This is a genomic window from Myxococcales bacterium (genome assembly GCA_016720545.1).
Classification (GTDB): Bacteria; Myxococcota_A; Polyangia; order Polyangiales; family Polyangiaceae; genus JAAFHV01.
Genome location: JADKKK010000005.1, coordinates 142540 through 154550 on the forward strand (window position 1 = coordinate 142540; position 12011 = coordinate 154550).

The 12011-nt window shown below is 71.3% G+C and carries 12 protein-coding genes; 8 read left to right on the plus strand and 4 right to left on the minus strand.

The genetic code is table 11. The features are described from left to right. Positions 1-11: 11 nt before the first annotated feature. Both IPQ09_12345 and IPQ09_12350 read right to left on the minus strand, forming a co-directional pair. On the minus strand, positions 12-2237 hold the full coding sequence (locus IPQ09_12345) for a DUF3570 domain-containing protein (protein ID MBL0194996.1): 2226 nt from the start codon (positions 2235-2237) through the stop codon (positions 12-14). Between the two features lie 87 nt (positions 2238-2324). After that, complete coding sequence (locus IPQ09_12350) at positions 2325-2609, minus strand: DUF4266 domain-containing protein (GenBank protein MBL0194997.1); 285 nt, start codon at positions 2607-2609, stop codon at positions 2325-2327. Positions 2610-2760: 151 nt separating this feature from the next. Here IPQ09_12350 and IPQ09_12355 point away from each other — a divergent pair, with 151 nt between their 5' ends. The 7 genes from IPQ09_12355 to IPQ09_12385 all read left to right on the plus strand — a co-directional run bounded on the left by IPQ09_12355 (position 2761) and on the right by IPQ09_12385 (position 9520). Further along, on the plus strand, positions 2761-3327 hold the full coding sequence (locus IPQ09_12355) for a hypothetical protein (protein ID MBL0194998.1): 567 nt from the start codon (positions 2761-2763) through the stop codon (positions 3325-3327). Positions 3328-3459: 132 nt separating this feature from the next. Continuing rightward, on the plus strand, positions 3460-4245 hold the full coding sequence (locus IPQ09_12360) for a hypothetical protein (GenBank protein ID MBL0194999.1): 786 nt from the start codon (positions 3460-3462) through the stop codon (positions 4243-4245). A 198-nt stretch (positions 4246-4443) separates the two neighbouring features. Beyond that, positions 4444-5349 (plus strand): hypothetical protein, encoded by a 906-nt coding sequence (locus IPQ09_12365; GenBank protein ID MBL0195000.1) that lies wholly within the window; start codon positions 4444-4446, stop codon positions 5347-5349. A gap of 321 nt (positions 5350-5670) precedes the next feature. Further along, the gene (locus tag IPQ09_12370) at positions 5671-6852 is read left to right on the plus strand and encodes a phosphatase PAP2 family protein (GenBank protein ID MBL0195001.1); all 1182 of its coding nucleotides are present in this window, start codon (positions 5671-5673) and stop codon (positions 6850-6852) included. 4 nt (positions 6853-6856) lie between these two features. Then, positions 6857-7627 (plus strand): hypothetical protein, encoded by a 771-nt coding sequence (locus IPQ09_12375; GenBank protein ID MBL0195002.1) that lies wholly within the window; start codon positions 6857-6859, stop codon positions 7625-7627. Continuing rightward, complete coding sequence (locus IPQ09_12380) at positions 7611-8963, plus strand: hypothetical protein (protein MBL0195003.1); 1353 nt, start codon at positions 7611-7613, stop codon at positions 8961-8963. The genes IPQ09_12375 and IPQ09_12380 overlap by 17 nt, the downstream gene beginning before the upstream one ends. After that, a complete protein-coding gene (locus tag IPQ09_12385; protein ID MBL0195004.1) occupies positions 8960-9520 on the plus strand; it encodes a hypothetical protein in 561 nt (186 codons plus the stop codon). The genes IPQ09_12380 and IPQ09_12385 overlap by 4 nt, the downstream gene beginning before the upstream one ends. Before the next feature lie 49 nt (positions 9521-9569). Here IPQ09_12385 and IPQ09_12390 read toward each other — a convergent pair whose 3' ends face one another. Together IPQ09_12390 and IPQ09_12395 are read right to left on the minus strand one after the other, a co-directional pair. Beyond that, positions 9570-10553, minus strand: a complete 984-nt coding sequence (locus tag IPQ09_12390) for an NAD(P)H-quinone oxidoreductase (GenBank protein MBL0195005.1) — start codon at positions 10551-10553, stop codon at positions 9570-9572. Positions 10554-10705: 152 nt separating this feature from the next. After that, positions 10706-11284 carry a hypothetical protein gene (locus IPQ09_12395; GenBank protein ID MBL0195006.1) on the minus strand — a complete coding sequence of 193 codons (579 nt, stop codon included), beginning with the start codon at positions 11282-11284 and terminating at the stop codon, positions 10706-10708. Positions 11285-11471: 187 nt separating this feature from the next. Here IPQ09_12395 and IPQ09_12400 point away from each other — a divergent pair, with 187 nt between their 5' ends. After that, the gene (locus IPQ09_12400) at positions 11472-11942 is read left to right on the plus strand and encodes a tRNA (cytidine(34)-2'-O)-methyltransferase (GenBank protein ID MBL0195007.1); all 471 of its coding nucleotides are present in this window, start codon (positions 11472-11474) and stop codon (positions 11940-11942) included. Positions 11943-12011 lie beyond the last annotated feature (69 nt).

Here is a 12011-nt window from a genome sequence, read left to right on the forward strand (position 1 = left end):
TGCGAAGGGGGCTAGAACTCGGCGTCGAAGGCGACGGTGCCGTAGACGCCGGTGCGGGCCGTGAGGAAGAGCGCCTTGAAATAGCGCGAGTAGAGGAGATCGCCCACGAAGCTGATGCCGTAGCGCACGTCGCCCTCGAGCGAGCCGAGCGCGACGCGCAGGCCGCCGCCGACGGTGGCGGAGACCATGGGCGACAGCTCGCGGTCGTTCGAGCGGTACGTGAACAGCGTGGTGGGCGTGATGCCGCCGGGGTCCGCGAGGGCGGGGTAGGCGAGCTGGTAGAAGTTCGCGGCCGTCTGTGCGTGGAAGCGCAGGTGCGGCCAGAGCCGCAGGCGACGCGTCAGGTCGACCATGTAACGCATGTCGGTCGTCGACGCCTTCGTGAGCCACGTGTCGAAGTAGAAGCGCTGCTCGAGCCGGAGGGTGGCGTTGCCGATGCGCTTGTTGAGGCGCGCGCCGAACGCGTAGCGGTCGCGCTCGGTGGGGAGCTGCTCCAGCGGACGGATCGGCTGGCGGTACTTGTTGACGAGGTCGATCGTCGCCCCGTTGGGGACGAACGGGGCGACCGTGACCGGGTCGAACGTGGGCACGTAGCGGTAGGGCTTCGACTGATCGCCGCGCTCGAACTGCGCCGTCGCGCCCACGAGCACCACCATGGTGGGCGAGAGCACGAAGGTGACCCCGAGCTCGAACTCGTGCACCTGGAACAGGTTGTTCGTGGGGTTGTCGGGCCCGCGGTAGATGTTGTCGTGCGTGTACGAGTAGCCGAGTCGCGGCGTGATGAGCTTGTCGTTGAGGTCGGCCGTGATGGCGGCTCCGCCGGTGACCGAGAGGTAGTCCGGCTCCGACGAGACGTTCATCAGCGCCTGCACGCCGTACGTGCCGGGCTTGTACCCGCCGCTCAGACCGCCGGCGTAACGGCGCTCGCGGAACGGCGGTGACGCCGTCGACACGATGTCGGGCGAGGCCGCGCTCACCGCGTCGACGAGGAAGTTGCCGCCCACGTTCCAGCCCGAGGTGGGCGACGTGACCGACGCGTTGAAGCCCGGAGACACGACGTAGACCGAGTTGGTGTCGGCGTAGCCGCTGAAGTCGGCGCCGACGCGGATCACCAGGTTCTTGGTGTTCTGCGGGAGGCACTTCTGGACCTCCTCCTGCGACTTCGCCTGCAACATGCACTTGATTTGCGCAGGCGTGACCGCGCCCCCCTGGGGCTTCAGGGTGATCGTCACCGTCACGAGCTCACGCTCTTTGATGTCGACCTGCTGCTCGAACGTGGCGGGGAGCCCGTTCACGAGGCCCTCGGCGACGACCTGGTGCTTGCCGGGGTTGACGCTGAACTTCTTGGTGAGCGCGTTCGTCGGGACGGGCCGGTCGTCGAACTTGACGACGAGGTCGGTGACGCCTGCTGGGGGCGCGAACGTGACGTGCGGGATGCGGTCGAGCAGGTCCTTCACGCGCTGCCGCGCGACCTTCATCACGCCCGCGTCGCGCTTCTGGAGGCCCATCTCCAGGGCCTTCTGCGCGTCCTTCGTGGCCTCGACCAGCTTGCCGGCGCGGCTCTCGCACGAGGCCAAGTGCAGGCGCGTGCGGGGCTGCTCGTCCAGCTCGAGCGAGGCCTGGTCCTTCGCGATGCACTCGTCGAGCTTGCCCGCCTGGTCGGCGTCGAGCCCCTGCTTGGCGAGCTTGAACGCCTCCGCGCTCTTCCAGCCCTCGGGGATCGCCGCCTCCTCCGCGGGGGGCGGCGCCTCCGTCGCGGGCGCCGCCGGTGGCGCGGCGCTCTTGGCGGCGAGCGCCCACTGGGCCCGAATGTTGGGCGTCACGCCCGTGGCGGGGAGCTTGGCCGCGGCGTCGGCCCGGAGCGCAGAGGCGAACTGCTCCTTCGCCTCGTCGACCTGCCCGAGCTGGGAGGCGACCATGCCGAGCGCGACGTGGACCTCGGCCTTGACCTTCCCGGTACAGCCCTTCCGCAGACAGAGGCCGAGGGCGTCGGAGAGCTTCGACTTCGCCGGCCCGAGGCTGCCCGGGTAGTCCTCGGTCATCGTGTCTTGCACGGCCTTGTGCACCGCCGCGTCCTCGCTGGCGTACGCCACTCCGTGGGCCGTGAGCCCGGACACGAGCGCGCCGCCCGCCAACAGCCACCTCACGATGAGCGGCGAGGCGCTCCGGAGGCCGCGGAGCGACGCCGCTCGCGGCCGCGCGGGGCGAGGCTGGCGCGTGAGGGTGCGCGAGTTCACGGCGTTAACGTACACGAAGCGCGCGGCCGCATGAGGGCGAAAGTCTTAGGGGATCTCCGCACGGGGGGAAGACCTGCCGGACAGGCTTCAGTTGCAGCCGCAGCCGCCGCCGCCCCCGCCGAGGCCGCCGGCCGCGCCCTCGGAGACACCGCGCACGTGCGCGTCGACCCCGAGCGACACGTCGTCGGTCGTCATCGTGGGGTGGGCCAGGGTCCCTCGCTCGTACGGCGCCACCTTCACGCACGCGGTCTGCGTGAGCGCGGCGACCGCGGTGAGCGCGAGCGCGAAGAGCGCGGCCGCGGGCCGAAGCGAGGCGCGCGCGTCGTGCGGGAGCGTTCGTCCCGAGGCGGTGAAGGCGGCGAAGACGGGCATGGTCACCTCTCCTCCAAGGTAGCGATTCGGTCCCGGATTTCCAGCCCGATCGGCCTGGCGGCCTGGATCGTGCGCACCCGAGGCCCGCTCGATCCATGTGGGCGCGCGCTTCGCAGTTGCGATGGGGCGATCGTGCCCCCAGAATGACCGCATGCAGCGGTGGACGATGGCGCTGGTGGGCGTCGCTCTCGTGGGCGTGGCGCTGGCGTGCGGCGAGACCGACTACACGAAGGGGGAGTACGACAAGAAGTACGCCGATCCCGACAGCCTCCGCGGCGATTTCCCACCCGATCCTTACAACCCCGCGCTCGACGGCGGCGACGCCGGCGCCGCGGTGGGGACGCTGTGCGACGGAGGTGGCCCGGTCGATGGCGGCGTCTGCACCGTGAGCTTCAAGAACGATCTGATGCCGAAGCTGATCAAGGAGTGCGGCTCCTGCCACACGGCCACGGGCACGGCGCCCCGCATGGACAACGCGAACGCCGCGGTGACCTACCAGAACTTCCTGCAGCAGGGGCGCACGAAACCCATCAACGGCAAGCCGTACATCAACCCCTGCAGCACCGACAAATCGACGTCCACGATCGCCTGCAACATCGCCGCGACCAACCCTTGTGGGCTCGCCATGCCCCAGCTCACCCCGGGCGTGCTCAGCAAAGAGCCCACGCTGGCCGCCCAGCTCGACACCTGGCTGGGGTGCGGCTCGCCCGACAACTAAGTCTACTGCGAGAGGTTCCCTCGCGCTACGCAGCTCGCTGCGCCCGACATCAGCAACTAATTTCTGGGCGGGCCCTGAGCCCGGCCGCCCGGGGCGCTTCCTGCCTGACGCCGCGGGTGCTACCCAGCGCGAATGGACAGCGTGCTCACACGCCTCGAGCGGCGCCTCGGGCGCTTCGCGATCCCGAACCTCACCGCGTACGTGGTCGGCGGCATGGCGATCGCGTTCGTGCTCGGGATCGTACGCCCGGAGATCGTCGACGCGATGGCGCTCGACTTCGCCGCGATCCGCGCCGGGCAGGTCTGGCGCCTGGTGAGCTACATCTTCCTGCCAGGCACCACCACGAGCCCGATCTTCCTGCTCTTTCAGCTCGGCTTCACGTGGTTCGTCGGCCGCACCCTCGAGAGCGAGTGGGGCCCGTTCAAGCTGAACGCGTACTACCTGCTTGGCATGTTCGGCACCACCGTCGCCGCGTGGCTCACCGGCGGCTCGCCTGGCAACCTGTACCTCAACACGTCGCTCTTCTTCGCGTTCGCGACGCTCTTCCCGAACCAGCAGGTCACCCTCTACCTGCTCATCCCGGTGCGGGTGAAGTGGCTCGCGCTCCTCAGCCTCGGGCTGCTTGGGTTCTCGTTCGCGACCGGCTCCTGGGCGACGCGCGCTGGCATCCTCGCGGCGCTCGCGAACTACCTGCTCTTCTTCGCGCCCACGCTCATCGGTTTCGTGCGCGCGCGTCAGGGCGCCGCGGCTGGAGAGCGTCGCCGCGCCTCCATGCGCCCCGCCGAGGCCCCCGCCGCTGCGCGGGCCTGCGCGGAGTGCGGCGCGACCGAGGGCGACGGGGCGGACATCCGCGTGTGCTCGTGCGCCAAGTGCGGCGTGCCGACCACGTTCTGCCTCGAGCACGCGCGCAACCACTGAGCCTCGCGTCTCTCTGGACCTCGCGAGGTCCAGGTCCGGACGGGCGGCGGTCCGGCGAGCCTCGCGTCCGCGCAAATGTCCGCAAAACGGCGGTGAATCCCGCCGCTGTTTGTCACATCGTCCGACGGCACGAGGGTTGCTCCTAGGTGGGTATCGCCGCAGTCCCGCGGCCGCCCAGCCCGCCCCCAGGAGCCTCCCATGCGCCACCTCACCGTCTTCGGAAACGCCTTCGCTCTCCTCACCGCCGCCGCTGTCCTCGGTGCCCTGCAGGCCGGCTGCGCGGTCAAGACCGTCGACGACTCCGACGTCCTCGGGACGCAGGACGCCGCGCTCGTGGAGGACGACGGCGAGGCCTCGGAGGTCGAGACGGACGCCGAGGCGGGCCTCGAGGATCCGCTCGCGGGAGCCGACGCCGCCAACCCGCTCGCCACGGCGGGGGCGGCCGAGACCGACGCGGAGCTCCGCGATCGCCTCGTGAAGAACCCCGGCCGCTTCTTCACGCCCGCCGGCTGCGTCGTCACGACGGTGGACCCGAGCGCCAACACCGCCACGAGCGTGTTCACGAGCTGTGTCGGCCCCTACAACCGCCGCACGTACAACGGCACGGTCGTCACCACGTGGTCGCGCGCGGCGGGCAAGCTCACGGTGAAGCACGACGCGGTGGGCTTCCGCGTCGACGCGGCCACCGTCGAGCACCACGCCACGATCACCTACGAGAAGTCGGGCGCCACGCTCGTTCGCACGCGGCAGGCGCAGACGACCGGCGTCACGAAGAAGGGCAAGGCGCTCTCGCGCTCGGTCACCATGAGCACGGTGTTCGACCCTGCGGCGCGCTGCACCACCCGCGACGGCAGCGCCGAGACGACGGTGGGCGACCGCTCGCACTCGCGCACGGTCACCGGCCTGAAGGTCTGCGGCAACCGCTTCGCGTGCCCCACCGCGGGCACGATCGTGCTCCAGCGCAAGAACGGCGAGTCGGTCACGCTCTCGTTCGACGGCGCCGCGGCGGTCTCGGTGTCGTCGCCTCGCCTCGGCCGCCCAGTGCGCCACGCGCTGCAGTGCATCGCGGCGCAGGGGGCCGCCGCTTCCCCCTCCGCGAACTAATCGTCGTCGCCGCGCCTTGCCTGCGACGCGCGGTCCTCGCCGATATGAGCAACACATCTCTGAGTGGGCCCTGACGCGTCGCGGGTCGCCGCGCGGCTCAGCCCGGGCCCGCGCCGCAGTCGAAGTCGAGCACGATCTTGCCGAAGCCTACGTTCTTGGCGACGAGCGCGTGGGCCTCCGCCCCGCGCTCCAACGGCAGCACCGCGTGCACGACCTGCGCGTCCGCGCACCTCTTGCGTCCGGGGAAAAAAGCACGCTGCCGTGACCCCTTATTGCCCGTGGCGTGCACTTACCTGCCGGGGACCACGGAAGCCAAAAGTCGTGAACTCGTTCCAGCAGGCTGTGGCCCTCGCGGCCGTGATCGCTCTCTACGCGCTCATGCGGTCCGCTGTGCGCGGCACGCGAGCGCCGGGCGGGCCCGCGCCGGTCCCCGCTCCGGCGACGGAGGGGGCCTTCGGTCACCTCGCCACACAGGACTGGATGGTCACGAGCTATCTCCTCGTCCTCACGCTGCTGGTCGGGTTTGGTAGCGGCGATCGGCAGCCCCAGGCCATGCGCTGGATCCTGCTCGACGACCTCGGGTTCGTGTTCCTGCTCGCCCTCGCGCGTGCGCCGCAGACGCCGAGGCGCCTGGCCGACATGGCGTACCGGATCGCGCTGCCGGGCGCCATCATCGCCACGTTCACACAGCTCCACTACATTCTCCCGAGCGCGAGCGCGACCTCCTGGGACGCGCAAATTTACGCGGCGGACAAGGCCCTCTTCCATTTCGAGCCTGCCGAGGCGTGGGACCGGTACGTGAACCCGCGAACGACCGAGTGGTTCTCGTTCTTCTACTATCTCTACTTCGGCATTCTGCTCGTGCACATCGTGCCGATGTCGCTGTTCGAACGGCGCATGCACGTGCTGCGCGAGTTCTCGTGGGGCATCTTTACCGTGTTCTGCGTGGGGCAGCTCGTCTACACGCTCGTCCCGGGGTTCGGCCCGTACCGCCTCCTCGCTGCGCGGTTCGAACACCCGCTCGAGGGCGACGTGTTCTGGCCGCTCGTCGCGAAGACGGTGGCGTCGTTCGACGGGACGCATCGCACCGACATCTTCCCTAGCCTGCACACGGCAGTCCCGTCGTTCTTCACCCTCTTCGCGTATCGCCACCGCGACAAGCTCCCCTTCCGCTACACGTGGCCGCTCATGGCCTTCGTGACGACGAACATCATCCTGGCCACGATGTTCCTGCGCTGGCACTACCTGCTCGACGTCCTCGCCGGCCTGACGCTCGCCGCCACCGCGTTCGCCACGGCGCGCCGCCTGCCGGCCCGCGAAGACGCGCGCAGGAGCGAGGCCGGTCTGCCGCCCATTTGGCGCCCGCTGTTCGGGGACTCGCTCCCCGCGCGGGGCCGGAGCGACGCCGAGGCCGGGGGCGACGCGCCCCAGCCCCTCGACGCGCCGTACCTGGCGCCCTCGCGCACCTCGGCCGACCGCGCGGACCGCGCGCGGAAGTATTGAGCCCGTGCGCGCGGCCACACTTCACGCAGGGGCTCGCGCCGCAGCCGTCGTGGTCGCGCTCGGCGCGTGGGCGGCCGACGCCCGTGCCGACGCCGCGCCGCCCGACAGCGCGAGCCGACCTCCGCTGGGCAAGCTCGTCTTCCACCCCGAGGGCCCCGCCGCCAGCACGGTCGCGTTCGCTGTTGGGCTGCTCTGGGACTACCCCCCGCAGCGCGTGGTCGAGGGGCAGATCAGCGCGTTCCCCATGGCGGAGCTGAACCTGCGCGTCGGCCTCCCGCTGGGCTTCGCGGCGCTCATGCGCGTGCAGACCGCGATCGTGACGAACGAGGCGCTGCTCGGTGCCTCGTGGACGCACGTGTTCGACGACGTGCCGGGAGCCCCGTCGATCGGGCTGCGACTCCTCGGCGGCGCGGGGTTCGGAGGGCTCGTGGGCTTCGGCTATGACGCGTTCCTCTATTCCTTCCTGCTCCGTCCAGGGCTCGCGGTCGGCTGGAAGTGGCGCTCGCAAGAGGTGGCGTTCACGCTGCGGGAAGACCTCGTGTTCAGCTCCGCGCAGACGGGCGTGTTCGGTGGCACCGCGACCCGTACGGCCAACGCGCGCGTCGTCGGCAGCGAGAGCGCGATCGTGGTGGAGAACCCGCTCCACGGGGGCGGGAACTGGTACTTCGGCACCGCGCTCATGATCTCTCGCGCGTCCTACGCGCTCTGGCTGCCGTTCGCCGCCGACGAAGCCTTCGTGGCCTATCCCCGCTTCTTCGGTGGTTATGCTTTCTAGTGGGCCGTGGCATGCGCTCGGCGCGCTCGGCGCGCTCGGCGCGCTCGGCGCGCTCGGCGCGCTCGCGCCGTCGTGCAGCGTTCGTCCGGACATTCGGGTGCCATCCTTCGCCAACGGCGGGCTCCTCCGCGACGCCGTGCAGCTCCCGCAGCCAAGCTACGACGCGCTCGGCGCGGCGTGGCGCGTGGGCGGCAAGGGCGGGGCGCTCCTCGGCCCGGATTTCGTGACCAAATCGGCCGTGAATCGCCTGTCGCTCTTCGGTCGACCCGACGCGATCTACGCCATCACCGAGGGCGGCTGCCTCGACGGCGGGGCGCGCGTCGTGTTCGAGGGGCACTGGCGCTACGCCGAGAACGTGGACGTCGGGCTCATTCGACTCCAGGTCGTCGACGCGGCGATCGCCACGAAGCTGTGTGCCGGCACGTTCGTCGCGGGCGACGCCCCGCAGGTGCAGTTCGAGGGCGCCTGGGGGAAGGGTGACCAGGAGCCCAGCGCCCCCCTGACGGCCACCTTTCAGGCGCCGCTGCGCGTCGCGCTCGACGACGATGGACAGCCCGACTTCCTCGCCGGCGGTCACCGCGCGAGCGCGACCATCCAGGACTATGGCGCCTCCGAGAACAGCCTGCCGGGTATGCGCCTGATCGAGCTGCTGGGCGCCGAGTTCGCCGAGGTCGACACGCGCCTCACGAAGGATGGCGTGGTCGTCCTGATGCACGACGCCGAGCTGTCGCCCCGCCTCGTGCAGGGGCGCTTCTGCAAGGGCTTCGTCGGCGACTTCACGCTCGGTCAGCTCCGCGCGAACTGCCGCCTCGAGAACGGTGAGACCATCCCGACGCTGGCCGAGGCGCTCGACGTCGCCTTTCGCTCGACCCGGCTCCGCGGGGTGTGGCTCGACACGAAGGCGCCCGAGGTGCTCGCGCACCAGCTCCCGCTCGCGGCCGACTACACGGTGCGTGGGGCGACGCGACTCCGCGAGGGCGGGCTGCCCTTCACCGTCGTGAACGGCATGTACGACGCCTCGCTCGTGGACGTGTGGCGCGGGCTCCCTCACCCGGCCGGCACGGTGTGCCTCCTGGAGACCGACGCCGCCCAGGCGCTCGACGCGGGTTGCTCCATCTGGGCCCCACGCTTCACCCTCGGCCCCCAGGCCGAAGAGGTCGCCGCCGCCCAGGCGAACGGCCTGCGAGTCGTCTACTGGACGGTGAACGGCACCGACGTGATCGACAGGTTCCTCAAGCTCGGCAAGCCGAACGCCATGATCTCGGACACGCCAGGACTTGTATTTTACAAGTATCATGTCGGCGATTTCACTCCACCGAGGCCCGGGCGGAGATGATCCCTCTCGCGCTGCTCGCCGACATCGCGCCCACCCGCGCGCTCGAGGCTGACCTCCACGTGGGCGTCGGCGTGACGCGTGGTGAGCAGGCCGTGCAGGAGCTCGCGGTCGCTGATCGGCGCGTGGGGGGCACCGCGTCGGCGGCGCTCGTTTATCGCACGCGGTACTTCCTGAGCCCGTTCGTGGACGTGGGGCACACGGTCGTGTCCTCCGGCGGCACCCTCGTGCCCGCGGACCAGACCTCGCGCGCGGAGATCGCCGACCAGCGGCTGTCGCTGTGGAACGCGTCGGGCGGGCTCACCTTCGACACGTGGCGGCTCCGCTTCCAGGGCGGCCTCGGCGTCGGCGTGGTGGTCGTGCGCACCCGCCTCGCGGGCGACGAGGCCCGCAGCGCGCGCCTCGGCCCGCTGCCCTACTTCAGTCTCGGCATCGCCCTCGTGCGCGCCCCGCGGTTGACCCTCGCGCTGAAGCTCCGCGCGCTGCCCTCGTCGCAGCACCTCGACGTGGAGGTGTTCTCCGTGGGCTTCGAGGTGCGCGGCGATCTGCTCCGGTTCTGAGGCCGCGACGTCCCGCCGCGAGCTGCGGCGTCTCGCGCCACCGCGCGGGTCACCCCGGGCTCGCGCCGCAGTCGAGCACGATCTTGCCGAAGCCGACGTTCTTGGCGACGAGCGCGTGGGCTTCCGCCGCGCGCTCCAGCGGAAGCACCGCGTGCACGACCGGCGTGAGGCGGCTGGTCGCGAAGAGGGGCGACAAGTGGCGCTCGAGCACGCGGGCCCCGGCGATGCGCTCCTCGAACGGCCGCGAGCGCAGCACCGTGCCGCGGAGGGTGAGCCGCTTGCGCAGCACCGTGACGAGGTCGAGATCGCAGCGAGGCCCTGCGAGCAGGCCCACCAGGACGAGGCGCCCCCGCGGTGCCGCACCGGCCGCGGACTCGCCGAAGTAGTCGCCGCCGACGAGATCGAGCACCACGTCGACCCCTCGGCCACCCGTGTGCTCGAGGACGGCGCTCGAGAACTGTGCATTCTGCACTAAAAGGCCCACGTCGAGCCCGAGCGCGCGGGCGTCGTCGAGCTTCTCCTCGGTGCGGGCCGTGCCGATCGAGCGCGCGCCCACGGCCCTCGCGATCTGGACGGCCGCCGTGCCCACGCCGCTCCCGACGGCGTGGATGAGCACCGTCTCGCCCGCGGCCAAGCCGGCCTGGGTGACCATCGCGTCGTACGCGGTGAGGTACGCCTCGGGCAGGGCGGCCGCTGCGGTGAAGTCGAGCCCCTCGGGCAGCGCGCACGTGAGCTCCTCGTGGACGACGAGCGCCTCCGCGTACGACCCGCCGCCGACGAGACCGAACACGCGATCGCCCACGCGCCGGCGGTGGGCGCCCGGGCCCACCGCGTCGATCACCCCCGCGTACTCGAGCCCGGGCACGTCCTGCACCGCGTCGGGCGGGGCCGCGTAGCCGCCGCGCACCTGCAAGAGGTCGGCGCGGTTCACCGCCGTGGCGTGGACGCGTACGCGCACCTCGCCCTTCTCGGGAGTAGGCGCAGGGCGCTCTTCGAGGACCAGCTGGTTTTCGCGGATGGCGATGACGCGCATGCCCGGAGCCTACCAGCCCGCGCGCGCGCACGGGCGAGCCGCGGCGACCCACGCTTGCCTCGACGCGCCCCGGGTGAGCGAGACGAACTATCCGATATGAAAAAATGTCTGATAAGTCGTAATGATATGCTCGATTTGAGCCGTCGCTCGGGCTACGGGCCGTGCGAGAACACGCGGTCGTGCGCCGCGTCGTCGTGGCAGCCCCAGCAGCGCTCGGTCTTGCCGTCGAAGAGCAGCGCGCCGTTCGAGCCCACGATGACCCAGCGCCAGTCGCCGTGGGCGGGATCGTAGCCTTTGGGCTTCTTCTCCATGGCCATCGTCGGGCCCTTCGCGCCGTCGGTGCGCTCGAAGTGGTCCATCACGAGCTTGGCCCCCACCGGCGCCTCTGCTGCGGGGTCGGTCGCGGTGAGCGCGGCGCGCCCCGCCTCGTTGGCGAAGAGCCGGTAGTCCCACCGGCCGCCCGCGTGGCCCAGCGACGGCCGCGGACCGCCCAGCGCCGCCGTGCTGGCGCGCAGATCGGGCGGCTCCTTGGTGGCCGTCGCCGACGCGGCGGGGGGCGTCGGCCTCCGCGAGAGCCGAGGCTTCTCCGAGACGCCGACCGCGGCGCCGTCCTGCGGGTGCGGGCACGCCGTCAGCAGGGCGGCCGCGACCGCGGCGAGGGCAGTGCGTGCGCGCCAACCGTGGGGGCGCCACCGTGGGGTGCGCCAACCGGGGGAGGTGCGCCAGGCCATGCGCGCGAACGTACACCACGACCGCGCCGGACGCCCACGAGGCTTCAGCGGCGCCGGGGTGGACCGCCCTCGGACGAGACTGGTCTTGGGCGGCGCGCGCTCCTAGAGTGCGGGCGTGCCGCGGACCTCCCTCGAGACGAAGCGCCTGCGCGCGAAGGTGGAGCCTGGCGCGCTGCCCTTCCACGTGGTGCTCGTCGAGCCCGAAATCCCGCCGAACACAGGCAGCATCGCGCGCCTCTGCGCGGCCACCACCTCGCCGCTCCACCTCGTGGGCAAGCTCGGGTTTCGCATCGACGAGCACGCCGTGCGGCGCGCTGGCGTCGACTACTGGCACCTCGTCGACGTCCGCACGCACGGCGATTTCGACGCGTTCCTTCAGGTGTTTCGCGCGGAGTCGCCGCTCGGTGCGCTGCACCTCTTCTCGGGCACCGCAGCGGATAGCTACACGCGGCGCGCGTTCGCGCGCGGCGACGCACTCGTCTTCGGCAAAGAGAGCGTGGGCCTCTCGGAGGAGCTGCTCGCGGCCTACGCCGACCGGGTCGTGGGCATCCCCACCCTCGGCGCCGTGCGATCGCTCAACCTCGCGAACGCCACGGGCATCGCCCTGTTCGAGGCTCTGCGGCAGGTCGGCGCGCTCGACGCGACCGAGCTCGCCTGACGCTCAGGTCGCCGCGCTCGACGGGATCGACGCGATCGAGCTCGCCCGACGCGCGCCGTTCGACCCCCG

What these genes read in the sequence shown, in the direction of transcription:
- IPQ09_12395 (MBL0195006.1), bottom strand. Translation starts at nt 11,284, where the DNA reads ATGGCCTGGCGCACCTCCCCCGGTTGGCGCACCCCACGGTGGCGCCCC.
- IPQ09_12390 (MBL0195005.1), bottom strand. Translation starts at nt 10,553, where the DNA reads ATGCGCGTCATCGCCATCCGCGAAAACCAGCTGGTCCTCGAAGAGCGC.
- IPQ09_12350 (MBL0194997.1), bottom strand. Translation starts at nt 2,609, where the DNA reads ATGCCCGTCTTCGCCGCCTTCACCGCCTCGGGACGAACGCTCCCGCAC.
- IPQ09_12385 (MBL0195004.1), top strand. Translation starts at nt 8,960, where the DNA reads ATGATCCCTCTCGCGCTGCTCGCCGACATCGCGCCCACCCGCGCGCTC.
- IPQ09_12365 (MBL0195000.1), top strand. Translation starts at nt 4,444, where the DNA reads ATGCGCCACCTCACCGTCTTCGGAAACGCCTTCGCTCTCCTCACCGCC.
- IPQ09_12355 (MBL0194998.1), top strand. Translation starts at nt 2,761, where the DNA reads ATGCAGCGGTGGACGATGGCGCTGGTGGGCGTCGCTCTCGTGGGCGTG.
- IPQ09_12360 (MBL0194999.1), top strand. Translation starts at nt 3,460, where the DNA reads ATGGACAGCGTGCTCACACGCCTCGAGCGGCGCCTCGGGCGCTTCGCG.